Annotated in this window: 26 protein-coding genes; 12 read left to right on the top strand and 14 right to left on the bottom strand. The window is 56.4% G+C overall.

Annotation, left to right across the window (positions count from 1 at the left end; all coding sequences use genetic code 11):
* Positions 1-32: 32 nt before the first annotated feature.
* From Q1A43_RS04090 to Q1A43_RS04065, 6 genes are all read left to right on the top strand, one after another.
* Complete coding sequence (locus Q1A43_RS04090) at positions 33-1,193, top strand: M20 aminoacylase family protein (protein WP_299932837.1); 1,161 nt, start codon at positions 33-35, stop codon at positions 1,191-1,193.
* Positions 1,194-1,285: 92 nt separating this feature from the next.
* The gene (gene speB, locus Q1A43_RS04085) at positions 1,286-2,245 is read left to right on the top strand and encodes an agmatinase (protein ID WP_299932834.1); all 960 of its coding nucleotides are present in this window, start codon (positions 1,286-1,288) and stop codon (positions 2,243-2,245) included.
* A gap of 130 nt (positions 2,246-2,375) precedes the next feature.
* Positions 2,376-2,783 carry a DUF1499 domain-containing protein gene (locus tag Q1A43_RS04080; protein WP_299928241.1) on the top strand — a complete coding sequence of 136 codons (408 nt, stop codon included), beginning with the start codon at positions 2,376-2,378 and terminating at the stop codon, positions 2,781-2,783.
* Between the two features lie 31 nt (positions 2,784-2,814).
* Positions 2,815-3,864, top strand: coding sequence for a peptide chain release factor 1 (gene prfA, locus Q1A43_RS04075; RefSeq protein WP_299932831.1), 1,050 nt, complete (start codon positions 2,815-2,817; stop codon positions 3,862-3,864).
* 98 nt (positions 3,865-3,962) lie between these two features.
* Positions 3,963-4,808, top strand: a complete 846-nt coding sequence (gene prmC / locus Q1A43_RS04070) for a peptide chain release factor N(5)-glutamine methyltransferase (RefSeq protein WP_299933504.1) — start codon at positions 3,963-3,965, stop codon at positions 4,806-4,808.
* Positions 4,809-5,020: 212 nt separating this feature from the next.
* Positions 5,021-5,740 carry a DUF4167 domain-containing protein gene (locus tag Q1A43_RS04065; protein WP_299932828.1) on the top strand — a complete coding sequence of 240 codons (720 nt, stop codon included), beginning with the start codon at positions 5,021-5,023 and terminating at the stop codon, positions 5,738-5,740.
* A 120-nt stretch (positions 5,741-5,860) separates the two neighbouring features.
* Here Q1A43_RS04065 and Q1A43_RS04060 read toward each other — a convergent pair whose 3' ends face one another.
* The 7 genes from Q1A43_RS04060 to lptF all read right to left on the bottom strand — a co-directional run bounded on the left by Q1A43_RS04060 (position 5,861) and on the right by lptF (position 13,887).
* Positions 5,861-6,001 (bottom strand): hypothetical protein, encoded by a 141-nt coding sequence (locus Q1A43_RS04060; protein ID WP_299932825.1) that lies wholly within the window; start codon positions 5,999-6,001, stop codon positions 5,861-5,863.
* A gap of 416 nt (positions 6,002-6,417) precedes the next feature.
* On the bottom strand, positions 6,418-7,260 hold the full coding sequence (rsmA, locus tag Q1A43_RS04055) for a 16S rRNA (adenine(1518)-N(6)/adenine(1519)-N(6))-dimethyltransferase RsmA (protein WP_299932822.1): 843 nt from the start codon (positions 7,258-7,260) through the stop codon (positions 6,418-6,420).
* A 76-nt stretch (positions 7,261-7,336) separates the two neighbouring features.
* On the bottom strand, positions 7,337-8,308 hold the full coding sequence (pdxA, locus tag Q1A43_RS04050) for a 4-hydroxythreonine-4-phosphate dehydrogenase PdxA (protein ID WP_299932820.1): 972 nt from the start codon (positions 8,306-8,308) through the stop codon (positions 7,337-7,339).
* A gap of 11 nt (positions 8,309-8,319) precedes the next feature.
* Entirely contained in the window at positions 8,320-9,540 is a 1,221-nt protein-coding gene (locus tag Q1A43_RS04045) for a peptidylprolyl isomerase (RefSeq protein ID WP_299928259.1), read from the bottom strand.
* On the bottom strand, positions 9,528-11,690 hold the full coding sequence (gene lptD / locus Q1A43_RS04040) for an LPS assembly protein LptD (RefSeq protein WP_299932817.1): 2,163 nt from the start codon (positions 11,688-11,690) through the stop codon (positions 9,528-9,530). Before lptD ends, Q1A43_RS04045 begins: the two co-directional genes overlap by 13 nt.
* Positions 11,687-12,781 (bottom strand): LPS export ABC transporter permease LptG, encoded by a 1,095-nt coding sequence (gene lptG, locus Q1A43_RS04035; protein WP_299928264.1) that lies wholly within the window; start codon positions 12,779-12,781, stop codon positions 11,687-11,689. The genes lptD and lptG overlap by 4 nt, the downstream gene beginning before the upstream one ends.
* On the bottom strand, positions 12,778-13,887 hold the full coding sequence (lptF, locus tag Q1A43_RS04030; protein ID WP_299928267.1) for an LPS export ABC transporter permease LptF: 1,110 nt from the start codon (positions 13,885-13,887) through the stop codon (positions 12,778-12,780). The genes lptG and lptF overlap by 4 nt, the downstream gene beginning before the upstream one ends.
* 151 nt (positions 13,888-14,038) lie before the next feature.
* On the opposite strand from lptF, the gene Q1A43_RS04025 reads away from it, so the two are divergent.
* Together Q1A43_RS04025 and Q1A43_RS04020 are read left to right on the top strand one after the other, a co-directional pair.
* The gene (locus tag Q1A43_RS04025) at positions 14,039-15,505 is read left to right on the top strand and encodes a leucyl aminopeptidase (protein WP_299932814.1); all 1,467 of its coding nucleotides are present in this window, start codon (positions 14,039-14,041) and stop codon (positions 15,503-15,505) included.
* 3 nt (positions 15,506-15,508) lie between these two features.
* Positions 15,509-15,967 carry a DNA polymerase III subunit chi gene (locus Q1A43_RS04020; RefSeq protein WP_299932812.1) on the top strand — a complete coding sequence of 153 codons (459 nt, stop codon included), beginning with the start codon at positions 15,509-15,511 and terminating at the stop codon, positions 15,965-15,967.
* A 9-nt stretch (positions 15,968-15,976) separates the two neighbouring features.
* On the opposite strand, the gene Q1A43_RS04015 is transcribed toward Q1A43_RS04020, so the two are convergent.
* From Q1A43_RS04015 to Q1A43_RS04000, 4 genes are all read right to left on the bottom strand, one after another.
* Positions 15,977-16,558, bottom strand: a complete 582-nt coding sequence (locus Q1A43_RS04015) for a TIGR02281 family clan AA aspartic protease (RefSeq protein ID WP_299928275.1) — start codon at positions 16,556-16,558, stop codon at positions 15,977-15,979.
* A 69-nt stretch (positions 16,559-16,627) separates the two neighbouring features.
* Positions 16,628-17,248: a MarC family protein gene (locus tag Q1A43_RS04010; RefSeq protein WP_299928277.1), complete on the bottom strand. Its 621-nt coding sequence runs from the start codon at positions 17,246-17,248 to the stop codon at positions 16,628-16,630.
* A 38-nt stretch (positions 17,249-17,286) separates the two neighbouring features.
* Complete coding sequence (locus Q1A43_RS04005; protein WP_299932809.1) at positions 17,287-19,140, bottom strand: ABC-F family ATP-binding cassette domain-containing protein; 1,854 nt, start codon at positions 19,138-19,140, stop codon at positions 17,287-17,289.
* 82 nt (positions 19,141-19,222) lie between these two features.
* Complete coding sequence (locus Q1A43_RS04000) at positions 19,223-19,642, bottom strand: hypothetical protein (protein ID WP_299932806.1); 420 nt, start codon at positions 19,640-19,642, stop codon at positions 19,223-19,225.
* 262 nt (positions 19,643-19,904) lie between these two features.
* On the opposite strand from Q1A43_RS04000, the gene ndk reads away from it, so the two are divergent.
* A complete protein-coding gene (ndk, locus tag Q1A43_RS03995) occupies positions 19,905-20,327 on the top strand; it encodes a nucleoside-diphosphate kinase (protein WP_299928284.1) in 423 nt (140 codons plus the stop codon).
* A gap of 452 nt (positions 20,328-20,779) precedes the next feature.
* Here ndk and Q1A43_RS03990 read toward each other — a convergent pair whose 3' ends face one another.
* Genes Q1A43_RS03990 through Q1A43_RS03980 form a run of 3 tightly spaced genes read right to left on the bottom strand, consistent with a single transcriptional unit; the run spans position 20,780 to position 23,121 of the window.
* Positions 20,780-21,121 carry a TfoX/Sxy family protein gene (locus Q1A43_RS03990; protein WP_299932803.1) on the bottom strand — a complete coding sequence of 114 codons (342 nt, stop codon included), beginning with the start codon at positions 21,119-21,121 and terminating at the stop codon, positions 20,780-20,782.
* Positions 21,118-21,933: an isocitrate lyase/phosphoenolpyruvate mutase family protein gene (locus tag Q1A43_RS03985; RefSeq protein ID WP_299932800.1), complete on the bottom strand. Its 816-nt coding sequence runs from the start codon at positions 21,931-21,933 to the stop codon at positions 21,118-21,120. The genes Q1A43_RS03990 and Q1A43_RS03985 overlap by 4 nt, the downstream gene beginning before the upstream one ends.
* Positions 21,934-23,121 carry a pyridoxal phosphate-dependent aminotransferase gene (locus Q1A43_RS03980; protein ID WP_299932797.1) on the bottom strand — a complete coding sequence of 396 codons (1,188 nt, stop codon included), beginning with the start codon at positions 23,119-23,121 and terminating at the stop codon, positions 21,934-21,936. It abuts the gene before it with no gap.
* 277 nt (positions 23,122-23,398) lie between these two features.
* On the opposite strand from Q1A43_RS03980, the gene Q1A43_RS03975 reads away from it, so the two are divergent.
* The 3 genes from Q1A43_RS03975 (at position 23,399) to Q1A43_RS03965 (ending at position 26,983) form a co-directional block, all read left to right on the top strand.
* Positions 23,399-23,749 (top strand): hypothetical protein, encoded by a 351-nt coding sequence (locus Q1A43_RS03975; protein WP_299932794.1) that lies wholly within the window; start codon positions 23,399-23,401, stop codon positions 23,747-23,749.
* Complete coding sequence (locus Q1A43_RS03970) at positions 23,697-25,040, top strand: terminase family protein (RefSeq protein WP_299932791.1); 1,344 nt, start codon at positions 23,697-23,699, stop codon at positions 25,038-25,040. Before Q1A43_RS03975 ends, Q1A43_RS03970 begins: the two co-directional genes overlap by 53 nt.
* 740 nt (positions 25,041-25,780) lie before the next feature.
* Positions 25,781-26,983 (top strand): phage portal protein, encoded by a 1,203-nt coding sequence (locus tag Q1A43_RS03965; protein WP_299932788.1) that lies wholly within the window; start codon positions 25,781-25,783, stop codon positions 26,981-26,983.

The raw sequence follows: 26,983 nt of genomic DNA, 5'->3' as shown, positions 1-26,983 counted from the left end.
GCGAAAGGCTCTGGCGCAAAGGAGACCTATCGATGCCTATCGTGAATTCTATCGCCGCTATGCAAGATGATCTGACGGAATGGCGTCGTCATCTTCATCAGCACCCGGAACTTGGGTTGGATTGCTTTAAGACGGCTGCGTTTGTTGTTGAAAAGCTGAAAGAATTCGGGATCACCGAAATTCACGAGGGTATTGCGCGCACCGGGGTTGTCGCCATTATTGAAGGGCGAGAACCCGGGCGCACCATCGGGTTGCGGGCCGATATGGACGCGCTTCCCATGGATGATATGTCGGGCACGGACCACGCTTCTAAGGTGCCCGGAGTTGCCCATACCTGTGGCCACGATGGCCATACGACCATGTTGCTTGGGGCGGCGAAATACCTAGCCGAAACCCGCAATTTCGCCGGACGGGTCGCGTTGATTTTTCAACCGGATGAGGAAGGCGGCGGTGGCGGCCGGATCATGGTCGAAGAGGGCATGATGGAGCGTTTTGAGATCGACGAGGTCTATGGCATCCATAATTCACCCGAAGATGCCGAAGGGCATTTGTTGACCGCACCGGGCCCGTTGATGGCTGCGGTTGACAGCTTTCAGATCAACATCAAGGGCAAGGGTGGCCACGGGGCGATGCCTTATTCCACGCGTGATCCGATCATGGCGGCCGTGGCGACCGTACAATCCATTCAATCGATTGTGTCGCGCAATGTGGATGCTTTGGATCGTTTGGTTGTCAGCGTCACGCAAATCCATTCCGGGACCAGTCACAATATCATTCCAGAAACGGCCTTTATCGAGGGGACGGTCCGCAGTTTTGACAAAGGCGTTCAAGCGCTGGTCATGGAACGCATGTCTGAGATCGTCGACCATCAGGCCAAGGTCTTTGGGATGACAGCGGAGCTCACCTATGAACAGGGCTATCCGGCAACAGTCAATCATGCTGATCAGGCGGCTTTTGCGGCGCAAGTTGCGCGCGAGGTTGTTGGCAATGACAAGGTGGATGACAATGTCAAACCCATCATGGCCGCCGAAGATTTTTCCTACATGCTTGAGGCACGTCCGGGCGCGTATTTGTTTCTAGGGCAGGGCGGAGGGCCGGTTTGCCACCACCCCGAGTTCGATTTTAATGACGCCATTGCGCCGGTTGGGGCCAGCTTTTTCGCCAGATTGGTCGAGAAAGCCTTGCCCTTGTGATCTGACCTGAGGCAGAATTTGATCAAATGTGGTGGCCGGCCCTTTGCAATGTCGCCCACCCGCCCACCCCGACACTGCAAAGGGCCTGATCCATGAGCCTCGAAGACGCCAAAACCCAGATTGACCACGCCTTTACGCGCAAGGATTTCAAAGGGCCCTCCTTTGAAAATGTGTTTGCCGGGGCGGCCTCGTTCCTACGTCGCAAATACTCCAAAGTCCTGAGCGGGGTGGATATCGTCGTCACCGGCCTGCCTTTTGATCAAGCTGTTACCAATCGGCCCGGCACGCGCCTTGGCCCGCGTGCGATCCGAGAGGCGTCTTTGCTGCAGCCTTGTGATGCGCCGTATGGTTGGGGCTATGATGTGTTGTCGGAGTTTGCGATTGCCGATTATGGCGACATGGCCTTTGACTATGCCCGCCCCGATCTTGTGCCCGGTTTGATCGAGGATCATGTCGCCGGAATTTTGGCGCAGGGAAGTGCTTGTGTCGCTCTTGGTGGCGATCATTCCGTCACGCACGGGTGCCTGCGCGCCCATGCCGAGAAGCACGGGCCGCTAAGCGTGATCCAGTTTGACGCGCATACGGACACCTGGGCGGATGATGACGCGGGGCGCGTGGATCATGGCACCTTCATGTACAAAGCTGCCAAAGAAGGCGTGGTTGTGCCGGAACGCTCGGCCCAGATTGGCATTCGAACCGATAATCCGGACACGATTGGGTTCAATATCCTCGATGCGCGCGCTGTTCATCGCCAAGGCCCCGAAGCCATTGCCCAGCAGATCAAAGACATTGTTGGCGACAATCCGTGTTATATCACCTTTGATATTGACGCGCTTGATCCGGCCTATGCGCCGGGAACAGGAACCCCGGTTTGGGGTGGTTTGACAAGCGCGCAAGCGGCGGTGATGCTGCGTGACTTGGCCGGGATAAATATGGTTGGCGGCGATGTTGTCGAAGTTTCGCCGCCCTTTGATACCACCGGGGCCACCGCCATTGCCGCGGCGCATGTGGCGACCGAACTGCTCTGTTTGTGGGGTTGGACCCGACGCTAAGCGTTGCTCTGACTGGTGCTTAAAAATCGGTGGAAAACCGCAAATGTGATCAAAGCACCCTTTAAGAATCGCGCTTTTGGGTGCATCGATGAGGCGAGCATAATAATAAAATCAGAGGACCATCGTGCGCATGGCATTTTTCGCGATTCTTATCGCCGTTTTGGGTGTGTTGGGGTGGATTAGGTTCGCCCCATCCGAAGTCGCGGATTGGCATGTCGACCCGCAGGTTTCGGCGGATCAGGACCTAACCGATGGTGTCCGCCGCCGGGTACCGGCCGGTGAGGGCGGGTTCGAACGCTTGCATAAACTCATCATGGCGACGCCACGCACGGTGCTTTTGGCCGGTGGCCCAGAAGACGGACATGCCACCTATATAACCCGGAGCCTTGGCTTTGGGTTCCCGGATTATACCACCGTTCAGGCCAACGGCGACGTGTTGGAAGTCTGGGGGCGCTTGCGGTTTGGGCGATCGGATATGGGTGTGAATAAGACCCGTGTTGACGGGTGGTTGGCTGCCTTCTCGCAAGAGGGTGCTTGACCCGGCTTGCGTGATGGGCAATGCAACCTGAATGATCCCTACTGAGCGTTTACAACAAATCAAAGAGCGGCTGGAATATGTCGAAGTGCGCATGTCGTCCGGCGAGGGCGATATTGCGCAATTGGGCCGTGAATATTCCGAGCTAAAACCGGTTGTGGATCAGATCCGCGACTGGGAGAGCCTTGTCGGTGATATTGCCGAGGCAGAAGTGATGATGGACGACCCGGAAATGCGCGAGCTGGCAGAAGAAGAGCTGCCCAGTCTCAAGGCGCGTTTGCCTGAGGTGGAACATGCGGTGCAATTGGCACTTTTGCCCAAGGACGCCGCAGATGCCCGTCCGGCGATGTTGGAGATACGCCCCGGTACCGGTGGCGATGAGGCGGCTTTGTTCGCCGGCGACTTGGCCCGCATGTACCAGCGGTATTGCGAAGCGCGCGGTTGGGGGTGGGATGTGATCGAAGAAGCCCATTCCGAATTGGGCGGGGTTCGTGAACTTGTTGTGCGCATCAAAGGCGATGGGGTGTTCGCCCGGATGAAATTCGAATCCGGGGTTCACCGGGTTCAGCGGGTGCCGGAAACAGAATCGGGGGGGCGTATCCACACCTCTGCCGCGACTGTCGCCGTCTTGCCCGAGGCCGAAGAGGTCGATATTGCCATCAATGCCAATGACATCCGCATTGATACGATGCGCTCGTCCGGGGCGGGGGGGCAGCACGTCAACACCACCGATTCCGCGGTGAGAATTACCCACATTCCGTCCGGTATCGTGGTGACCAGTTCCGAGAAATCACAGCACCGCAACCGTGAGATTGCCATGCAGGTTTTGCGCGCCCGTCTTTATGATGCTGAGCGTCAAAAGGCGGCGGATGAACGGTCTGCGGATAGGAAATCACAGGTGGGGTCCGGGGATCGCTCTGAGCGGATCAGAACCTATAATTTTCCACAAGGGCGGATGACGGATCACCGCATCGGGCTGACTTTGTATAAGCTTGATCAGATCATGCAGGGCGATTTGGATGAAATCGTCGATGCCCTGACAGCGGAACACCAAGCGGCGCTTTTGGCCGATATGGAGAGCTAGGGTGCGACTTGGGCTAAATCTCGTGCACGAGATTTGCAAATTCCGTGCACGGAATTTGGGTGCGCGCGCTGCGGGTGTTGCGCCTGTCAGGAGGCGTTATGCGCGGGGCTGAGCTTTTGGCGATCGCAACGCGACGGTTGACCTCAGCCGAGGTGCCAGACGCAGGGCGAGACGCCCGCCGATTGCTGTCCTATGTGCTCAAGGTTCCTCCAGGGCGATTGACTTTGTTTTTGCCCGAGGACGTCACACCCGAGTTAGAAGTGATCTATCACACCTTGATCGAACGCCGGGCCGAACGGGTGCCAGTAAGCCATCTCACTGGCCGGCGCTTGTTTTATGGGCGCGAGTTCTTGGTCACGCCTGAAGTGCTCGACCCGCGCCCAGAAACCGAAACCCTAATAGAGGCGGCTCTGGCACTGCCAATTCACCATGTGCTTGATCTTGGGACGGGGTCAGGGTGCATTTTGCTAACCCTTTTGGCCGAGACGCACACCGCCAAAGGGGTTGGAATTGACCTTAGCCCCGAGGCGTTGAATGTCGCCTATTGGAACCGCAATGCTTTGGACCTTGGGGATCGGGCCGACCTCGTGCAGGGGAGTTGGTTTGAGCCGTTGACGCGCACCAAAGCGACGTTTGACCTAATCGTTTCTAATCCCCCCTATATCGGCGTCGACGAAATGGCGGGTCTATCGCCAGAAGTGCGTGATCATGAACCGCGCATGGCGCTTACGGATGAGGCCGATGGCCTGACAGCCTATCGTCATATTATTGATCACGCGGGCCCGTTTTTGTCGGACGGCGGGCGGCTGATGGTTGAAATCGGCCCAACCCAAGGCGCGGCCGTCGCCGAGATGATGCGCGCCGCAAATTTGCAGCAGGTGTCAACGATTCCCGATCTGGATGGCCGTGATCGTGTGGTTCTGGGTGTCAAAGCCACAAAATAGCGGTTTTGGCGGCAAATTCCGGCCTGTTTGGTCTTTACCTCTTGTTTTGATGACGCAGCTATGGTTATTCAAATACCGTCGGGATGGCGGAACACAGTTGCTTGTCCGGCCCGACAGTAAGCCAAACATATAGGTGATCGGTTTCTAAGCTGGCGCGACATGTGCCGTACGGTCCCTCAACAGTCGAAAATTAGGCTGAGTATCTGAACATTATGCGCTCTTCCAAATCCCGTTCGCGGAACAAGAATAACCGCAATCGCAACAACAACAATAATAATAACCTTGGCAATGTGGTCAATCGGGTGTTCGATAGCTCGGGACCAGAGGGTAAGGTGCGCGGTACGCCGCAGCAAATTATTGACAAATACAACCAGCTGGCGCGCGATTCGACCCTAAGCAATGACCGGGTTGCCGCGGAAAACTTCCAACAGCACGCCGAGCATTACATGCGTATGCTAAGCACGGCGCAGCGCGAGCAAGACGCACGTCGTGAGCAGCAGGAAAAAGAAAACCGGGAACGTCAGGCTCAGCGCGACCGTGATCGTGCCCAACGCGAGGCGCAGCACGCCGAGAAGCAAAAGCAGCCTGATCCATCCGAAGCCGACCAACCGGATGTTCTGGCCGTTGTAACGCCTGAGGACACTGGTCCTGAGCTGGTCGAAACGCCAGAAGCCAAGGTGGCTCCGCAGCCAGAAGAGGCTCCTAAGGCGGCTGTAAAAGAAGCACCCAAAGACCCGGTTGATGAACCTGCTGCAGAGGCAGACGCCAAAGCGGAAGAAAAGCCAAAGGCCGAAAAGCCCAAGAAGCCACGCGCGCCCCGCAAACCGCGTACGCCGCGCAAGCCCAAGGCCGAAACAGCCGCTGCCAAGGATGAGCCAAAGGCTGATCCTGCTCCGGTGCCCGACGCTGGGGATGCTTCCGCCGCAGAGTAAATCAGTGGTGAGCGCGTAAACACAAAAAGGCACCCGAGTGGGTGCCTTTTCTACGTTTAGAATCCGTTCGGTTTTTTGGTTTGGCGGTGCGACTGAGAGCAGTCGAATTTCCTTGCGCTCTTAGTTGTTCACCAAATGCCAGCCGGTCGTGTTGAGACAGTTAGGGCCAAGTTCAAAGCCACCCTTGCGCGCCAATTCACCGGTGTCGCGATCTCGCGCGGTGCAACAAGCGGAGGTCCCTTTGACAGCAACTGTGCTCACCAGCCGGCGTTTTTTGCCATTGCGATTCTCGGTGTAAGTACAGGTGCCAAAGGTGCGGTTGCAGCCATACGGCTTTTAACGCACATCTAGGCCATTCGCCGTTTTGTAACTGAGAAAATCACCGTCACGATCGAACCAATTGGTTCCCAATGGTCTTCCAGCCATCGGCGATCTTTCGTTGTAGTAAATCGACGCGCTGTCCAATAGAATCTCGACCGTGCACAACATGCCTAAACGAGCCTAGTCACCGAGATTGACCAAACAAGTTCAGTGCCTTTTTGAAAGCGTCCGATATCAGAGGCGATCGGATTGTCGGCCAGAGATGGAGTTGAAGATCAAAGAAGCAGGCATAGCGCAGAGATGTTTCTTGAAAAAGCGTTATATTGCCGCCGCCGCTACAGGACGAGCCATGACTGTTAGCTAGTTTCAAACTGCCGCGCCAAGGCACAGAATGCCTCAAGAGGAACCTGTTCGGCACGTTCTGTGGGTTTGATTCCGGCTGCTATCAAACGGTCTTCGACATCGGGGGCCAGTGATTTCAACGCGGATCGCAACATCTTACGACGCTGGTTAAAGGCTTTGGCGACAACACGTTCCAAAATATCAGCACGGGCGGGAAAGCGCGGTTCGGGCAGGGCGGTGAGGTGAACAACGGCGGAATGCACCTTTGGGGCCGGGGAAAACGCCTCGGGCGGCAGGGTCATAGCGATGCGCGGATCGGCGCGCCATTGCGAAAGAAGGGCAAGGCGACCGTAGGCCTTGGAGCCGGGGGCTGCGGTGATGCGTTCGGCGACTTCTTTTTGAAACATCAACGTCAAAGACGACCAAAAGGGCGGCCACTCTTTGGGCGTTAACCAGCGGATCAATAGTTCCGTACCAACATTGTAGGGCAAGTTGGCACAGATCGCGATCGGCGGTGTCAGGTGCTCCAAGGGATCAATTTTGAGGGCGTCGCCTTCGACATAGGTAAAGCGCCCCGGATAGAGGTCCGCGATTTGTTGGAGTGCTGGGAGGCAACGGCTGTCCTTTTCAATAGCCAGAACCTTGCGCGCCCCTTCCGCTAAGAGACCGCGGGTCAATCCACCGGGGCCGGGGCCAACTTCAATCACATCAGTATTCGATAAATCGCCTGGAATACGCGCGATGCGCGATGTCAGGTTCAAGTCCAACAGAAAGTTTTGACCAAGTGCCTTTTTTGCCTTGAGGTCATGCGCAGTGATGACGTCACGCAACGGAGGGAGGCTGTCGATTTGGCTCATGTCGGGTACCGTCTGTTAGGCAGGCGAAATTCCATTGATGGAATTTGCAAATTTCGTGCACGAAATTTGGCGTCGCTCATGGGGCACTGGCACGTGCCATTTCAAAGGCACGTTTCAGGGCGTGAATGGTTGAGCTTGGGTTTGCAAGTCCTTGACCCGCAATGTCAAAAGCCGTTCCGTGATCTGGAGATGTCCGCACAAAGGGCAAGCCCAAAGTGATGTTAACACCGCGGTCAAAATCCAGTGTTTTGATCGGGATCAACGCTTGATCGTGGTACATGCAAACCGCCACATCATAGCCTGCCCTTGCTTGGGCGTGGAACATTGTATCGGCCGGCAAGGGGCCGGAAATTTTCAGACCTTCGCCGCGCAACTTGTTGAGCAACGGGATAATCATGTTGATTTCTTCGCGCCCCATCCGCCCGCCTTCGCCAGCATGTGGGTTCAATCCGGCCACCGCAATACGTGGTGAAGCAATCCCAAATTGCTCAATCAAGGCCTGATGGGTAATGCGCAAGCGTCGTTCCAACAACTCAGCGGTTAGGGCAGTTGGCACATCCTCAAGGGCAATGTGGATGGTTGCCGGAACAACCCGCAACTGTTCAGAGGCCAACATCATCACAACTTCATCGGCCCCCGCGAGATAAGCCAGAAACTCCGTATGCCCCGGAAAGGCAAAGCCAGCCCCATCAGCCAGAGCTTGTTTGTGAATAGGCAGGGTGCAAAGCGCAGAGGCCACCCCATGTTGAACAAAGTCGACGCCGCTTTCGATGCTTGCAATGACCCCAGCGGCATGGGCCTTTTGTGGTTGACCGGGCACCCGCACGCCGTTGAAAGGCATGGGCAAAATGGGCAAGCCCTTGGCGCAGGCGGTCATCGCATCGCGTGGGTCGTCCATCACAACATGGGGCACCGTCCCGGGCAAATGCGACGGGTCTCCAATCCAGAAAAACGGCACATCTGAACGCAACTCGGCCCAGGCGGCTTCCGCCAGCTCTGGGCCAATTCCTGCGGGTTCACCGCAGCTTACGGCAATTGGTGTCGACACGTTTGGCAAGCTCAGTTTTCGATGATGCGGGCGTCGGCGCGCAGTTGGGCCAAATAGCCGTTTGCCTGTGCAGTAACACGCTGATTTCGAAGGCCCATTGTGATTTGATCACGATCGGCATCTTCGCTGATCTTGGTCGATCGGCCACAGAGCATCAGGAAAACCAAAGTTTGGCCATTGGCACGGGTCAGCGCCGTTGACACCTCACCGGGGTCCAATTTGGAAAGCTCATAGGCGACATCGGTCGGAATTTCCGATGGAGGCAATGCGTCGCGCTGCAACACCTCTTCTGGTTGGCCTTTGGCAACACCATAAAGATCATCACAGCGATCAACCTTGCCCTTTAGAACCCGTGCCTTGGCCAGCGTTTCTTCGGAACGACCGCCGGGCATATAATAGGCCGCGTATTCAATAGCTGCGACTTCCGGCGCAGTGTAAGCCCCTTCCTCAATGTCACGTAGCTGAAAAAGGGCGATTGCCCCATCGAGCGGAATAGGATCCGTGACTTCACCGGGGCGCAGCGCCAAAAGCAAGGGTTGCAGGGGCGCGGGCATTTCAGACAGATCACGCCAAGGCAGGCGACCACCGTTGCCCTTGGTCGCCGTGGCGGAAAAACGTCGGGCTTGGGCGGAAAATGCCGACGGGCTGGTCAGCTGGGCGATACGGTCAGCGCGTTCTTGAACCTGAGCGGCCTGTTGTGGTGGCATGGGCATGATGATTTCAGACACCAGAACCCTGATATTGCTGCCGCCACCTTTGGAAAGCGCGCGATCCACCTCAGCTTCGGAGACACTGGCCCGCCCGGCAAACCGCTGTTGAACAAGCATCCGCCAGCTTAGACCCGCGCGCACAAAATCACGGAATGTTTCTTCGGACACACCGGATGAGGCCAGCGCTTTGACAAAATCTTCTCGCGACATGTTGGCCCGGCTCGCAAATTCGCCCATCCCATCAAGGATTTCTTCGCGGCTTGGGCGGATGCCAGCATCATTGGCGGCCTGCATGCGCAAACGATCATCAATCAGCTGTTGGCGCGCAAGGGTTTCGGGGTTGCCGGGCGCGCGCAGCAGTTTCAACATGGTGGCCCGCTGTTGCAACTCATAGCCAGTAATCACTTGTTCGTTGACTGTGATGACAGGTGAAAAAAGGCCCTGAGCAGGAAGTGTCGCCGGGGCAAAGGACAATGCGGCCACAAGGGCCAGCGGCATAATAAAGCGGGTCAATGGGCGCATGTGCGTCGATACTCCTTGGCGCTGCCGCCGGTGCTGAAACCTTTCAGCGAGACAGTCAGGTCGAAATCGGTTGAGGGTTCTAGATTGGTTGCCGAAGCATATTTTCGAGTTGCCTTGAGGTCTACTTCAACACATTCATTCCGGTATTGCAGGCCAAGCCCGAGGCGGTCAAGGCGTTGATCCGCGAGATCATAGCGCGCCTCATAGGAACTGTTCCAATGGGTGGACATGCGCACCGTGCTGTCAAAGGTCCATTCTGATTGGGCCTGATCGCGGTATTCTTCGGAATCCGTGACGAGAAGCAGGTAGGAGGCGGTTAAATCAAGGCGGGTGTTGCTCCAAGTTGCGGACCCTTCGGCCTTGGTGGCGCGGCCCGTGTCATCGAGCAAGCCACGCGCGCTGATGGACAATCCGGAGGGATGGGTAAAGCGACCAGAGACCAGCCAATCCGAGGTTTTGCCCTCTAGGCCAGAGGACCGGGTGAAGTCATCATCAAAGGTATCGCGCCAAACGCGCCCGACGCTCGCTGCAGCGGACCAGCCGGTGTTTGACACATGCAACCACCGCAACCCGGCAACAAACTGTTGCCCGCGTTCGCGCCGGTCTGCTGCCGGAAAGCGCGACAGGGACAACAGATTACCCTCGTCAAACTCGACACGGGTGCTTTCGTCATTGGGGTTTTTGGCGCGCTCTCCGCCAACCCAGCCATATTGAACGATGGGCTCAATTAAGCTTCGGCTGCCATCTGCGCCCGTGCGTTGAAAGGGCCAACGCAAGTCGACGGCGACACCGGGGGTCGCGGCGGACACAGCACTATCAGAGGTGTCGTCCTGTTCCGTGTGATAGTGATCAAGCCAAAGATGGGCCGAAGCCCCGGCGCGAATGCCACCGACAAGCGTCCAACGATCACGCCAGCTTAGCTCGGCATTCACCCGTGTGACATCACGGCCATCGACATCGAAATCCGCGTCGTCGCTGTCAATCGGGATTGAGGAATAGCGATAATGCGTATGTCCTTCGATTGAGGCGCGAAATTCGCCACCCGCAAATTGGCTCGGGAAAAAGCGCTGCTCATGTCCCAAACTCACGGCGATGGCGGCTTGGGTGTCGTTGTCTTCTTGCTCGCGCAGGGATTCAAAATGCGTGAGTTCGGCCCATGTGTATTGCAATGGCCGAACCCGTTCCAACGTCAACGAGCTTTTCAGACGGTCATCATCTGAAATATTGTAGTCGTTCAGATAGGAGGCATCGAGAACGGTGTTGATGTCGAATTTCAGTTTGAAATCCTTGGGGAGATCAAATCTCCCTTCGGCAAAAAGATAGCCACGCAACACATCCGGCAAAAGTGAATCGCTAGAGGCGGCCCCGGTCAATTCCAAATCGCCATTGGCAAAGGCCTGACGGTAGCGGAATTCTAACGTCCGGGTTTTGGGCGACAAATACGGGGTTAGTGTAAGATCCTTGTGATCGCCAATCGGGATGAAATACGGCACGCGCAAGCCGGTTCCCAACAAGGTTGAGCTCCGGACACTTGGCACAAGAAAGCCGCGGGCGCGTTTCAATGTCGGGTCAGGTAGGCGCATAAAGGGCAAGTAGAGCACCGGAATATCTAGCACCCGCAACTGCGCGTTATCAAAGTAAAGTTGGCGTTCTACTTGGTCATGAACAACACGTGTGGCCCGGATTTGCCAAAGCGGCGTTGCCTCATGTTCGCAGACTTGGCACGAGGTGACCGCAACGCGGCTTAGCTGCGTATAACGGCCAGCGGCGCGGCGTGCCTCTACTGCGGCAAGTTGCAGTTGCTGGTCCAACACCATGCGCGCGCCTTTGAGCAGGCCATTTTGGAACTCTTGATCCAAAGTGGCGTAATCGGCGGTTAAAACGGTGCCGTCCTCGGCAACAATGCGAATGGGGCCTTCGATTTCGATCTTGTCGGTGCTGCGATCATAAATGATCCGGTTGGCGGTCAAATGCGCCCCGTCATGCAAAGCTTCGACATTGCCGGTGGCCACCAAACGATCCTGACTTTCGACAAACACATTGTCGGCCACCAAAAGCGCCGGAGCGGAGTTGGTGGCAGCGTCCTGTGCCAACACCGCGGAGGGGCTGGTCATCATCAGACAAAAGGCGAGGGCGGTTAGTCGCATCATCCGTCCTCCATATGCAGCACGAGGCCAAGTGCAAGTAAGATTGACGCCACAGGCGGAACCCAAGCGGCAATAAGCGGAGACAGCTGACCACTTTCCCCAAGAATCTGGGCGAAATTTCGCACATAATAGAGGCCAAAGCCAAGCATCACGGCCGACAAAACCGACAGGCCGGTTTTGCCAAGTCGGGCCGGGCGCATGGTAAAGGCTGCTCCGATCAAAACCATCGCAACAAGGAAGAGTGGGCGGGCCAATTCCATATTGAGCCAAACGATGTGGCGGCGGGCGGAAAACCCGGAGAGTTCTAGGTCAGAGATAAAGCCGGGCAAATCCCAGATCGCGACCGAGGACGGTTTGCCAAAGCGGTCGCGAATGCTGTCTGGGGTTAGGGTCGATGTGAGGCTGAGCGTGTCGTGTTCTTTGGCCCCGGCTTCGGGGTTCAACCCGGCGGTTAATGGCCAGGCTTTGGCCCCGCTAAGAACCCACGCCCCTTCGGTCAAAGTGGCCCGTTGTGCGGTAATGCGTTGAGCTGGGCCGCCATCGGGCGCATAGCTAACGATGGACACGTCATAAAGCTCGGTCGCATCGGGATTGGCGCGCGACGCACGGATAACAGCCTGACCCTGAGGGCCACCCTGCCGCAACCACAGACCTTCGGACCCAATAGAGACAGCGGATCGACCGCCATTTTCAAAGCTTTCGCTGAGTTCAATATAGCGTTTAGACGTCGCCGCCACGATTGGGTTCATCATGCCCACAATCAAACCACCTACAATAAATGCAACAACCAAAGGCGAGGCCAAAACCGCAAGCCCGGAACGCCCGGCGGCGCGCGTGACAACCAATTCGGATGAGCGTGACATACTGATAAACATCGCGATGGTCGACAAGATCACCACAAGCGGCATGATTTGATAAAGACCTTCGGGCAGTTTCAAGCCAACCAGTTGAACTACTTGGGCAAAGGTCGCCCCGTCGTCGAGAAACCGCAATTCTTCGATCAGGTCCAAGAGCGCCTGAAATAGCGCCAAAACGGACAAAACCGAGAGGAAAATCACCAGAAAGCGGCGCGCGTAATAGAAGTGAAGGGTCATGCGGGCACCTCGCTGGATTGCGAGCGACGCGGCCGGTAAGGGCGAGCGGCGCGCCAAAGCATAAACAACACGATCAATATTCCGACGACGCTGGGTAGATAGACCAACGGCCACAAATGGGGATCGTTTCGCGCCGGTTCCGTGATGGTGCTTTCAACCAGCTTGACGACCACCAACAGGAAAATCGCCGCGATAATCTGTTTGGTCACTCCAAATCGGGAAAACCCTCCGACGATGAGGGTCGAAAAGCCGATCAGGGACGCAACCAAAGCCAGCAGAGGTTGTTGAAAACGCGAATGCGCTTCTTCCAACACCTCGGCGACGGGCTTTTTGGTTTCTAGGGCAATGGCATCCGTGTCCAAAAGCAATTCGGGGGTTGAGACAAAATTCAACCGGCGGCGTTTGGGTTTGGGCGACGTAATGAGACCAGAAATATCATAGGTCAGATCGTTGAAATTGGTGGTCGAGAGCCGTTTACCTTCAAGGTCGAGGGTCTGAGCCATCCCCGACAGCATCACCAGTTTCGGGCCACTATCATCACGCAAAAGATAGGCGCGCTCGGCGGTATAGGTCACTTCGCGACCGTCTTGTCGGCGATCCGACAGGAATACATCATGCAACTCGCCATTCGGAGAAATGTCGCGAATATAAAAGGTTACGCCCTTGGACGGATGTAGGAAGCTACCTTCGCGCAAAAGGCGTGCGGCGACGGAGCTTGAGATTTCTTGTTGGCGCAGGCGCAATTGCTCGACGGATTTGGGCACAAGAAAATTGGTCAAAATCGCCATCATCACCGCAACAATAATCCCGAAAAACAACACAGGCCGCACCAGACGCCACGGTGAATAGCCGGTGGATTGCACCACGGTCAATTCACTGTCGCCGGACATGCGGTTGGTGACATAAACGGTGGCCGCGAAGGCCGACATAGGGAGAACCAGTGAAATCACCGCTGGTAAGCTTAGCGCGGTAAATTCGAGGAAAATGCCGGCGGTGTGGCCATCGGCGATCAGTTGATCAAACAGCACAACGGCCTTGTTGACCCAGTAAACTGATACCAGCACTAGGGCAAAAAAACCAAACAACACCATAAGTTGCGACAGCACATATCTGTCGAATCTCTGCAAACGAAGTGTCCCCCCGGATGTGCCTTCGATTTGTACAATACGTCACCTTTGCCTCGGGGAAAAGGTGGCTCTGGTCAATCGGTGCGCGCAAGGCTAGGTCTTGGGCAAGGTTTAGCCAAAGGAAAACAAGATGACCGAGTTGCGCGCATTCTCATTTGCCCCTGTTGATCTGGATGCATTGGCCGAGGCCACGGGCCGTGTGGCGGTTTTGATCCCGTCCGAGGGCACCATGAGCCCCGGAGCGCGTCGGCTCAATCGCCTGACCAAAGGGTCGATTGCCCGCGTGGTTGAGGATGAAAAATGGGCCGATAAAAAGGCCGGAGACGTTGTTTCCTTGGCCTATCCGGCGGGGATGAAGGCCGAAGCGGTTGATATCATCTGTCTCGAACGTCGTCCCTCGGCTGTTGAGGCCCGAAAAGCCGGGGCCAAATTGGCCAAGGTCGCGGGCAAGGCCGCGCTGATTGTTTTGGGTGAAAACGTTAAACATCCCGCGGAATTTGCCATGGGTTTGGCATTGCGTGGATACGTTTTTGATGCGCGCAAAACCGCCGAAACCAAAGATCTCGGCGCGGCCGTGGTGATGTGCAAAGACCCAGAGGTTGCCGAAGAGGCCGCAATCGCAACCCGCGCCGTTGCCGAAGGGGTGACCTTTACCCGTGATCTGGTCTCCGAGCCCGCCAATGTTTTGACAACGACCGAATTCGCCGACCGCCTAGTCGCGCTCAAGGATTTGGGTGTTGAGGTTGAGGTTCTCGAAGAGGACAAGCTTGCCGAATTGGGCATGGGTGCGTTGTTGGGTGTTGGGCAAGGCTCGGCCATGCCGTCCAAGGTTGTTGTCATGCGCTGGCGCGGTGGCAAAGGCGCGCCGCTGGCCTTGATCGGCAAGGGTGTGGTGTTTGACACCGGTGGTATCAGCCTGAAACCGGCCCCCGGCATGGAAGATATGACCATGGATATGGGGGGCGCTGGTGTTGTGTCGGGGGTGATGAAAACCCTTGCGATGCGAAAGGCCAAAGCCAATGTGGTCGGCCTTGTTGGCTTGGTTGAAAACATGCCGTCGAGCACGGCGCAGCGCCCCGGCGATATCGTAACGTCCATGAAAGGCGATACGATTGAGGTGCTTAACACCGATGCCGAAGGGCGTTTGGTCTTGGCCGATGTGATGTGGCATGCGCAGATCAGCGAAGAGCCGCGCGCAATGATTGATCTGGCGACATTGACCGGGGCGATTATCATTGCGCTTGGTCATGACAAAGCCGGTGTTTTCTCAAACGATGACAGCTTTGCCAATGACTTCCTCAAGGCGGCAAAGGCCGAAGGCGAGGGCGCGTGGCACATGCCGCTGGCACCGGTTTACGACAAGCTTTTGGATGGTGGCAAAGCCGACATTAAGAATATCGGTGGCCGCGCGGCCGGGTCTATCACCGCAGCGCAATTCCTACAGCGTTTTGTCAAAGACGGTTTGCCGTGGATTCACCTCGATATCGCCGGGGTCGCCCAAGACACCAAAGAAACCGCACTTGCGCCCAAAGGCGCAACCGGTTGGGGCGTTATGGCGCTTGATCGGTTGGTCCGCGACACGTTCGAGGCCGAGTAACCCATGGGGGCCGCGTTCTTTTACCATCTGACCCAGCGGTCGCTCGAAGACACTTTGCCCATGTTGTTGGGCAAGGCTTTGGGCGCGGGTTGGAAGGTGGCAGTGCGCGGCACCGATCCCGGCCGGATGGATTGGCTGGATCAACGGCTTTGGCTTGGGCAGGAGGATGATTTTCTGCCCCATGGCCAGATCGGTGGGCCGCATGATGCGCTCCAACCGGTGCTTCTTACTTGCGGTCCCGAAGCACCCAATGCCGCCAATTGTGTGATGACAGTAGATGGGGCCGGGATTACCGCCGACGAGGTCAAGGCGCTGGATCGGGTGTGCATCCTGTTCGACGGCTATGACCAAGAGGCGGTTCAAAACGCCCGCGTTCAGTGGAAAGAGTTAACGGGCGCGGGATGTTCGGCACAGTATTGGTCCGAGGAAACAGGGCGTTGGGAAAAGAAGGCCGAAAGCTAACGGCCTAAATTAACGTTCTAAAATCATCAAGTTGCCTTTGATCTGAATGCTGTCAAAGCGGTTCAGATAGGTCATGCCCAAAAGCGACGTATCCATGTCGCCGCCATTCACATAGGCCGACACGCGGCTATCCTCAAACGGGCCAAGCGTGACGTTGTCCAAAGTAACCGGGGCTGTATCGACGGGGCCGTTGGCGGTCATGGCTTGGGTGAAAAACACCAGATTGTCGGGGTCAAGGCCAATGCGTTCTGCGGCGGCATGGGTCAAAACAACCGAAGTTGCGCCGGTATCGACCACAAAGGGAACCGATTTTCCATTCACGGTTAGGGTCACACGGTAGTGACCATCGCGCCCCTTGGGGAGTTCGACCCGGCCAGCGTCATCAATAACGGTTTGGCGGGGCATGATGTTTTGACGGATGTCATCCCACAGGCCAATCACAGCCAGTGCGCCAACAAAAATGAACACCCAAGCGGCGGCATCGCGGACCATCTTGCTAAGCCCGCCTTTGTTTTGAACAATGTACCAACTTCCCAAAACCGCGGCCAATGCCCCGAGATAAATCAAGTTGGCGATTTCAAAATCTTCCATGAAACACTCCTCGCCGCGCGCAAACGATACCCATGTGTAATTTGGGAGTGATTGCAGGGGGATGCAAGCCTATCCGGCGGTAATGCCAAAATCGCGCAACCCGTCCAGAACCAATTGTACGGACAAGGCCGCCAAAAGCATGCCCAAAAGCCGAGTGGTGACGATAATGCCGGTGCGTCCCAGCACTTTTTCAACACGACCAGCCTGGAGGAAAAAGGCCAGGCCCATGGTTAGAACCAAAAGCATGATGCCCAAAACGCCGAAGAATTCGGCCAAGCCATCCGCTTGATCCGACAGCAAAATCACAGTGGCAATCGAACCGGGGCCGGCCAGCATCGGAATCGCCATCGGGAAAACAGACGGATCGGGAAAGTCTTCTTCCTCGGCCCGGTCTTCGCGCCGTTTGGTGCGGCGCTCAAAAAGCATGTCCAAAGCGGTCAGAAACAGCAAAATACCACCGGAAATGCGAAAGGCCGGCATGGAAATTCCAATAAAGCCAAGGACGGATTCACCGAAAAACGTGAACAAGGTTAGGATTGCGCCGGCGATGATACACGCGCGAAATGCGACCGCGCGGCGATGTGCCGGGCTTGTCCCTTGGGTCAGGGCAATGAACACCGTTGTGAGCCCGATTGGGTCCATAACAACAAAAAGTGTAGCAAAAGCGGTGATGAGAAAAGCCGTGTCCATGTGGTTTGCCTATGCGCTAAACACGGCTGGGACAAGGGTTATCCTGCTTCGGCTTTTTCCAACTTGTCGACGGCTGCTTCCCAAAGGCTTTCGGCTTTGGCAATGCCACCTCGGACTTCGGCGTATTTCTTGTTCCAAACCGCAAGGTCGCCGGCGCGATTGCTTTCGTACAGTTCCGGATCTGCCAGCTTGGTCGATAGCTTGTCCGCCATTTCCTCAAGCTTTCCAATGCGTTCTTCGCATTTCCTAACCTCAGAGCGAAGCGCGAGGAGTTCATCACGCGTCGCCCGTTTGGGTTTTGGCGCCGTGGGTTTGGCCGGTTTGTTGGGCTTGTCCGGAGTCAGCAACATCGCGCGGTAAGCGTCGAGATCGTCGTCATAGGGTTTGACGGTGCCATCACCGACCAACCAAAGGCGATCCGCAACCATGCTTAACAAATGCATGTCGTGGCTTACCAAAATCACCGCGCCGGAATAGGCGGTGAGCGCCTCAACCAAAGCCTCGCGGCTTTCGATGTCGAGGTGGTTGGTGGGTTCGTCGAGGATAAGCAGATGCGGCGCGTCCAAAGTCGCGAGCAAAAGCGACAGTCGCGCCTTTTGGCCACCGGACAGGCGGGCAACCACGGTATCCGCCTGATCTGCCATTAGGCCAAACCCAGCAAGCAAGGCACGCAGTTTGGGCGGCAAGGTGGTCGGGCGCTCGCGCTGAAGATGTTGGATCGGGGTTTCGTCGAGATGTAATTCGTCGACCTGGTGCTGGGCAAAATAGCCGATGCGCAGCTTGGAACTCTTGTTCATGCGCCCGGCTTGCAGGGGTAATCTGTCCGAAAGGAGCTTGGAAAGAGTCGATTTGCCCTGACCGTTGCGCCCCAAAAGCGCGATGCGATCATCCTGATCAATGCGCAGGTCGAGCTTTTTCAGGATGGTGACATCGCCGTAACCGGTCGCACCGTTTTCGATATTGATAATCGGCGGCGACAACTCATCGGGTTGTGGAAAGTTGAACACGCGCTTGGCCGCGTCTTCGGGCGCGGTGATCATGTCCATCTTTTCGATCATTTTCAGACGCGATTGCGCCTGTTTGGCTTTGCTGGCTTTGGCGCGGAACCGGTCTACAAAACCTTGTAGGTGGGCGCGGCGTGCCTCTTGTTTTCTAGCTTGGGCACTGGCTTGCGCACGTTTTTCAGCGCGCATTTTGACAAAACCATCATAAGGCGTGCCGTAATAAGTCAGTTGCTTGTCTTCGAGATGCAGGATCGAGTTAACCGCACGGTTCAAAAGGCCACGGTCGTGGCTAATCACGATGACAGTATGGGGGTATTTGGCGAGATAGGATTCAAGCCAAAGCGCACCTTCGAGGTCAAGATAGTTGGTCGGTTCGTCGAGCAGCAACAGATCTGGTTGAGCAAAGAGAACGCCAGCCAAGGCAACACGCATCCGCCAACCACCCGAGAAATCGGAACAGGGGCGTTTTTGCGCCTCGGCGTCAAAACCGAGGCCTTTGAGGATGGAAGACGCGCGGCTTTCGGCGCTCCAAGCATCGATATCGGCCAGACGTGTTTGAACCTCGGCTATACGGTTGCTATCGGTGGCGGTTTCCGCTTCGGCCATAAGCTCGGCGCGTTCGGTATCGGCCTCAAGCACCGTGTCGATCAAGGACATATCAGAGGAGGGGACCTCTTGGGCGATGCCGCCAATGCGCGCCCGCGGCGGCAAGGAGATCGAGCCGGTATCGAGGGTCAGCTCTTCTTTGATCAGGCGGAACAACGTGGTTTTGCCCGCGCCATTGGGCCCGACAAGGCCAACTTTGTGACCTGCGGGTATGGTGGCACTGGCCCCTTCAAAGAGGGGGCGACCTTCGACGGAATAACCGATATCTTGGATGCGTAACATGGGCGGGCTTTAACAGGCAATTTAAGGCCTGACCACCACCCAAAGGGGGATCAGGCAGGTTTATTGCGATTGACGCTTAAAGTTACATCACCAAGCGCAGAAGCTCTTTGAGATCAGTGTTAAAATACAGACTGATTGGAAACAGGCCCTCATCTCTTTGTTGGTACAAAATGTACACGAATAGATAATCTGCACCGGTCCAATAGGCCAAGAGCTCTTGATGCCAATTGTCTGATACGTTGTCTGACTTGATCACCTCAACATTGATAAAATCAACAGGGCGAACGCTTCTGATTTTGGCTTGCAGATCGTCCGACTGAGCTTGGTTGTAGTTATGGCGGCCTCCAAAGAGTTTCATAAACTGTGATACTTGGCGGCTTTTGATCAAAGGGTCCAGCGTGTCCCGAAACTCTTGGTAGTCAGAGAACACTGGATAACCGGATACTTCTTTGGTGTCCTGAGCCGATGCCGGCGCAATCGTTGACACGAGGAACAGTGTCACGAGGCTTGTTACTGCAAAAAAATGAGTCATTGAAATCTCTCTATTATGCGGTGTCAACTGTTTAGTTGGTCAAAGGAAGGCCACCTTGTCAAACCTTCTGAATTCAAAACCTGGGCCTTGGTTTGGGCGCACCAACCAGCAGTGAGCAGAACGTGCAAAGCTTGATGTCGGAAACGGCTTCCCAAACGAACAGTCCCGTGCTAGGGCGCGCGCAATAGAAACGCCGGGCCGCATGCCCGCACATTTTTGACGGAGCAAGCCCATGACACTTGAGCGCACTTTCTCGATCATCAAGCCCGATGCAACCCGCCGCAACCTAACCGGTGCAATCAACGCCAAGTTTGAAGAAGCTGGCCTGCGCATTGTTGCACAAAAGCGTATCCACCTGACCAAAGCCCAAGCTGGCGTTTTCTACGCGGTACACGCCGAGCGTCCTTTCTATGACGAACTGTGTGAATTCATGGCCTCCGCGCCAATCGTAGCCCAAGTTCTGGAAGGTGAAGGCGCCATCGCGAAAAACCGCGAAGTTATGGGCGCAACCAACCCTGCCGACGCGGCCCCCGGCACCATCCGCGCCGAATTCGCTGAATCTGTTGGCGAAAACTCGGTTCACGGTTCCGACGCGCCTGAAACAGCCGCAGTCGAAATCGCGTATTTCTTCTCGGGTCTCGAACTGGTTGGCTAAGCCGTTCAGATCTGATTATTTGGAAAGGGGCCCCGTTGGGCCCCTTTTTTTGCGACCGCTAGGGGCAGATTTTCCCAAAATCGAACTCCGATGGAGACGGTAATGGACACTGAACCGTATCGGCCGTACCTCAAGAACCGGAATGGGGTTCATCGGTTATAGATGTGTTGGCATTGGAGAAATCACGCGAAAAAGGCATGGTTTCTTGAACTCTTGTAGGTCACTTGCCGGTTTTTCAGCTTAACCAGTTACTTCGTTCAAACCCCGTTTGCGTGGTTCGGGCCTTGGTTGATGCCCTGAAGTGTTTGATCGGTATTGTGACATGAGACATACCGTTTTCGACAGCTTGCCGAACGAGATTAGGCACAATGTCGCCGTTGGCCGTTGGCCTTTGGCCTTTGGTGTTGGTTCACCTTTGACTATTCGCATTTGCAGCTAGGAGTGTGTCCAAACTAGTCTTTGAAGCCTTTTGGAATAACTCCAATTGCAACTAATTCTTTTTCGATACGAGACAGCGGATCAGCGGTTGTCGTGGTTTTCAAGCTGTCAAACTGTTGGCGAAGGGCGTCTTTTTCTTTGCCTTTGCAATCATTCCAAGGCCGCCCTTGAAGCGCCATATGCAACACATAGTAGCCAATAAAATGGGGGTGTGTGCCGGATTTTAGCATCCGTCGGTAAGCCTCGTGTGCGCCTAGGTCACGCAGGGTTTCCGCGTCTGGAATACCGGCTCGGTGCAGGGCCTCTTCTACCGATGGACCGAGATTTCGGATTGTGGTGATCGCTGTGCCGGTCATTTGATTAGAAGTTTATCTACTTTTGTCCCAGAAATCGAATGCGTCAACGAGGTGAAAATCCCGTCTTCATACATTTGTGAAGCGGCATCAAAGATGGCGCGATGGGTGACACGGGCCAAGGCCGAACCGATGGAAATGCGCGCAACGCCAGCCTTGGCGAAAGCGGTTCGGTCATGGTTTGCAAATGGTCCGGCGGCCAAGGCATTGACGGGAAGGGCCGTCGCCGCGCAGATGGTGGCGAGATCGTTGAAGTTCGGCGGCATGGGGATATAGACACAATCGGCCCCGGCGGCTTCATAGGCTTGAATGCGACGGATGGCTTCGGCGAGGTCGTATTGACCGTTCATAACGCCATCCGCCCGCGCCACGAGAATGAAATCACGTGGCAAAGCGCGGCAAGCCGATGCGGCGGCGCGGATGCGTTCAACAGCAATATCAGCGGGATAGGGGGTGTCGGCGGGGAGGGCGGTATCTTCTATTGAGATACCGGCGAGACCGACCTCACAGGCGAGGCGAACGGTTTCGGCACAGGTTTCAGGAGCCTCGCCAAAGCCGTTTTCGAAATCACCGGACACCGGAACAGACAGCGCCGAAACGAGGTCTGAGGCATGGCTTAGCGCTTCGTCGCGGGTGACGTGGCCCATGTCGGGGCGACCCAAGGTAAAGGCATGGGCCGCCGAGGAAGTCGCGATCGCCGGAGCCCCCAAAGCGGCCAGCATTTTGGCCGATCCGATGTCCCAGGCATTGGCCAGAATGAACGGATCACCCGGAACATGCAGGGCGCGAAAGGCGGGACCGGGATCATGCGTCACTTAGGTCTCCTCTGAAAGTTCTTGAGCAAACTTGCATATCGTCCTGACAGAATCCGACAGTTTGGCATCATCAACCGTGAGGGCAACGCGGATGTGACCCGCGGCTGAGGTGCCAAAACTTTCACCGGGCATAACGGCGATTTTATGTTCGCTCAGAAGGGCTTGGGCAAAGTCGAAACCAGAAAGGCCTGTGGCGCGAATGTCGAGCATTGTGTACATCGCCCCGTTTGAAGGGATTGCGGTCACAGTGTTTTGCTCGGCCAAGACATCAAGGATGAGGGCGCGGCGGCGACGGAAGGGGGCGGCGATCTGTTCTTCGAGCGCATCGCCTTGTTCAAGCGCAAAGAGCGATGCGTCTTGGATATAGCCGGGCACGCCGTAAGTGGTTGAGGTTGCGAGATCAATCAGGCAGTTGATGGCATCAACAGGACCGACGATCCAACCAATGCGCGAACCGGTCATGGCGTGGCTTTTGGACAGAGATCCGACAACCAAGGTACGGTCAATCATGCCGGGGAGGGCACGGGGGCTGATGTGTTCGCCTTCCCAGATTTGAGTGTCGTAAACCTCGTCCGAGATCAGCCACATGTCAGTGTCGATGCAGGTCTGTGCGATGGCCTCGAGGTTTTCACGGGGATAGACCGATCCGGTGGGGTTGTTGGGGGAATTGATCAACAAGGATCGCGCGTTATGGGTTTGCGAGGCTTTGGTTATTTCGTCTGGCGATGGCAGGAACGCGTCACGTGCGCGTGTTGGAATCGCGACCGGATTGGCCGAAGCCGAGCGGATGGTGCCAGGATAGGTGGCATAGTAGGGGTCAACGTAAAGCGCGGTATCGCCGGGGCTACACACGGCCATATGAGCGGCAAACAACGCAGATTGGCCACCGGGCGTGATCAGGATATTTTCGGCGGTTGTCGGGGCACCGGTGCGGGTTTGAATGCGTTTTGCCACCGCATCCCGAAGCGCGTGAACGCCGGGAACCAGAGCATAGCCTGTGTGCCCGCCCAACGCCGAACGGTGCATGGCGTCAAGAATACTGTTGTCGGTTCGCACATCATGTTCACCAATCGTGAGTTCCGTCACCTGTTCGCCGTCGGCAACCATTTTGCGGGCGCGATAGAAGACTTCCCAGCCGTCGGAGCCGCCGGAGGTGATGGACGTGATGCGTGAGGACAGTTTTGCCATGTAGGGTTCCTTTTGTGGTACGCCCCTGATGCCAGAGCAATTGGCGGGCTGGCAAGCACTACCGTGCATCTGGTAACGTTTTCTTAAGTTTTGTAAACGGTATCAACGGCTTGCGTTCGCACCCCTGATTGACCCAGAGCCCGTCCCGACGTAACTTCCCAAACATGCTGGACGCGGTATGAGAGCGGAGCAAAAAGGTGATCAACACCTCGCCGCAAATGTCTCATGCCCATGCACCCTGGAGGGGGCAACCTTACAGGCAAAAAAGGTGTCGAGCATGGAAAGAGCAGAAAAGGACCCGGTTTTGATCCGGGCAAAAGAAGATGTTCAGCGACTGGAAGAACAACGCGAAGAAATCGCGCAGGAGCTGGATGACCTCACCACGGAAATTCGTGAGCTGAGGGCACGTATCAGGAATGGAGACCCCGAGAGGAAAGGCGAATCCGGCAAGTTGCTGGGTGACGTGAAGTATTGGCTCAAGGCAGCCAGAGAAACGGAGTGTGAGATTGATGCCATCCGACGAAAAGAAAGCGAGATCACCGGAGATTACGGGCTCGACCTTGAAGCGGCCCGACATGAGATCGGGTGCCGTCTGGCTCGCCTCCGCCCCTGCGACGGTGCAGGATGAGTTTCTGAACGGATTGTCAGAAGGGGGGCGCATTGCGCTCCCCTATATGTTTGAATTTTGGGCGCATGAGCATCAGCTCGCGCCAGAGGGGGATTGGCGTAGCTGGATCATTTTGGGGGGCCGCGGAGCAGGCAAGACGCGCGCCGGATCAGAATGGGTACGATCGATGGTGGAGGGGGCGAGACCATTGAGCAAAGGCAAGTGCCGACGGCTTGCGTTGATCGGGGAGACCTTTGATCAGGTACGTGAGGTGATGATTTACGGCGACAGCGGCATTATGGCGTGCAGCCCGCCGGATCGAAAACCCAAATGGGTGGCGTCGCGGCGCTGTTTGGTTTGGCCCAACGGTGCCGAAGCGATGGCCTTTTCAGCCCATGATGCCGAAGGGCTTCGCGGGCCGCAATTTGATGGCGCTTGGGTTGATGAATTGGCCAAGTGGAAGAAGGCGCGCGAAACCTGGGATATGCTGCAATTTGGGTTGCGTTTGGGCGATCACCCGCAGGTTTGTGTGACGACAACGCCGCGCAATGTTGAGGTGTTGAAGGAACTGTTGGAGTTGCCGTCTACGGTGGTGACCCGCGCCGCGACCGAAGCGAATGCTGCCAATCTGGCGAAGTCGTTCCTTGAGGAAGTGCGGGCGCGCTATGCGGGCTCAAAGCTTGGACTGCAGGAACTGGATGGGGTCTTGCTTGATGAGATCGAAGGGGCGCTTTGGACGCGTGAGATGTTTGACGGCGCGCGGGCCGGGAAATTGCCGGAGTTTGATCGGATTGTTGTGGCGGTGGATCCGCCCGCAGGCGAAGGCAAAACCAGTGATGAATGCGGGATCGTTGTGGCCGGGGTGGTCAAAGATGGACCGCCAAAGGATTGGCGCGCCTATGTTCTAGAGGACGCGACGGTTCAGGGCCTTTCGCCTTTGGGCTGGGCCGAGGCAGCGGTTGAGGCGGCCAAACGGTGGGAAGCGGACCGGGTCGTGGCCGAGGTGAACCAAGGCGGGGCGATGGTGTCGGAATTATTGCGGCAGGTTGATCCGATGGTTGCGGTCAAGGCGGTGCACGCGACGCGGGGCAAATCCGCGAGGGCGGAACCGATTGCTGCGCTTTATGAACAGGGCCGGATCAAACATTGTCGCGGCCTTGAGGAGTTGGAGAGCCAGATGTGCCTGATGACCCATGCGGGGTTTGAGGGGGCAGGGAGCCCGGACCGGGTGGATGCCTGTGTTTGGGCTTTGGCGGAGTTGATGATGCAGCCCGCCGGATGGCAAACCCCGAAAGTTCGGGTTTTGCGCTAGTTTGAGTTTTAAGAAGGCATCGCAGTTTTGCGGTGCCTTTTGCTATGGGGCGCTATTTAGGTTTGGCGCGTTTTCCGTTGGGGGCCAAATACTCGCGCGCACTAGAGCGCCCGTTTTTGTCTTGGACCGTGATGGTATAGCGGTTTCCGGGCGATCCGGACGAAAATTTAACAGTGCAGGTTTCAAAATCTTGGACGTCGACGCCATGTTTGTCACAAAACCCCGGAAATGCGGTTTTGAACAGCAAGGCCGTCTCTTCGACTTCACCCCCGGGTAGGCCCCTTTTGTTTGCCCGGTCAGAAAATCAATGGTGAGACTTCGATTTTTATTGGCGGCGGCTTCGGCAAAGACATGCGTGTGCAGAACATGACCGGGGACAACGAAGCTTTGGCCACCGGCCAGCGAGTCGGCGAAATTATGGGCCACACTATGAAGACGGTTGTGTTTCATACGAGATGATTAGCGGATGCCATCGGGCGCGCCAAGGTCGCTAGAATTTCATTTCGACATAATTGTTGTTTTTCAATTACTTATGGTGTTGCGCCACCTGCGTGCGGTGGTCTCAAGGCCTCTTAACCCGCAAACCCTAAGTTAGGTTTCAAGACGAAGGGCGGCCTTCGAAACACTGATCCAAAGGATGTGACCCCGGACACAGAGCGAGCACCGCGAAGGCCATTGGTTTTTGCGAACAGGCTCGGCTTGCCCGGTGACATATCTGCCAAGGAAGAGGAGCGAGACGAATGGTATTCGATTTTCTGCGGCGCGCACAGCAGCCCGAAATGGCCAGCACACCGGCACCAGAGGCAAAGGCATCGGCCACAGGGCGGATCGTGGCGCAGATGGCGGGCGGGCGTGTGGCCTGGTCACCGCGTGATACGGTTTCGCTGACCAAGCAGGCCTTTGCTGGCAATCCGGTTGGGTTTCGCGCCGTTAAGCTAATCGCCGAGGCAGCCGCAGCGTTGCCGCTTGTGCTTCAGGACGCCGATATGCGTTACGCTGAACATCCGGTTCTCAAGCTCATTGCCGGTCCAAACCCGGCACAGGGTCGCGCAGATTTCTTTGAGGCGCTTTATGGTCAAATGCTTTTGTCGGGTGACGGTTATATTGAAGCCGTGTCAGGTGAACAGGGCGTTCCGTTTGAGCTGCATGTGCTGCGCTCGGATCGGATGCGCGTTGTGCCCGGTGCCGATGGCTGGCCCGTTGCTTATGAATATAGCGTTGGTGGCCGCAAGCATCGTTTCAATGTGACCGGACCGATTTCACCAGTCTGCCATGTCAAAAATTTCCATCCTCAGGATGATCATTATGGGCTGTCGGCGTTGCAAGCCGCCGCGCAGGCCGTGGATGTCCACAACAGCGCCAGCCGCTGGACCAAAGGGCTACTTGATAACGCCGCCCGGCCAAGCGGGGCGATTGTTTGGAAAGGGGCCGAGGGCCAGGGGCATCTGACACCAGAGCAGTTTGAACGCCTGACCCATGAGATGGAGAGCATGCACCAAGGCGCGCGCAATGCCGGTCGTCCGATGTTGTTGGAAGGTGGTTTGGATTGGAAGCCGATGGGGTTCTCGCCATCGGATATGGAATTCCAAAAGACCAAGGAAGCCGCCGCGCGTGAGATTGCCACCGCCTTTGGGGTGCCGCCCATGTTGCTTGGCATTCCGGGCGAGGCGACCTTTGCCAACTATGCCGAAGCACACCGGGCGTTTTATCGCCAGACTGTTTTGCCATTGGCGAGCAAAGTCTCGGCCTCGGTCGGGCGTTGGTTGTCGAACCATATCGGCGAAGAGGTCGAGCTCAAACCAGACCTGGACCAGGTCCCGGCCTTGGCAACGGAGCGTGACGCGCAGTGGAACCGTGTTGCGGTTGCTGACTTCCTAACCGCCGCCGAAAAACGCCAGATGCTGGGACTGCCAGCGCTGCCGGAAGGGGAAAACGGTGAGTGA

The organism is uncultured Pelagimonas sp., assembly GCF_947498515.1.
Lineage (GTDB): Bacteria > Pseudomonadota > Alphaproteobacteria > Rhodobacterales > Rhodobacteraceae > Pelagimonas.
The sequence above is the reverse complement of the archived record's forward strand: the minus strand, read 5'-3'. Positions and strand labels throughout refer to the sequence as shown.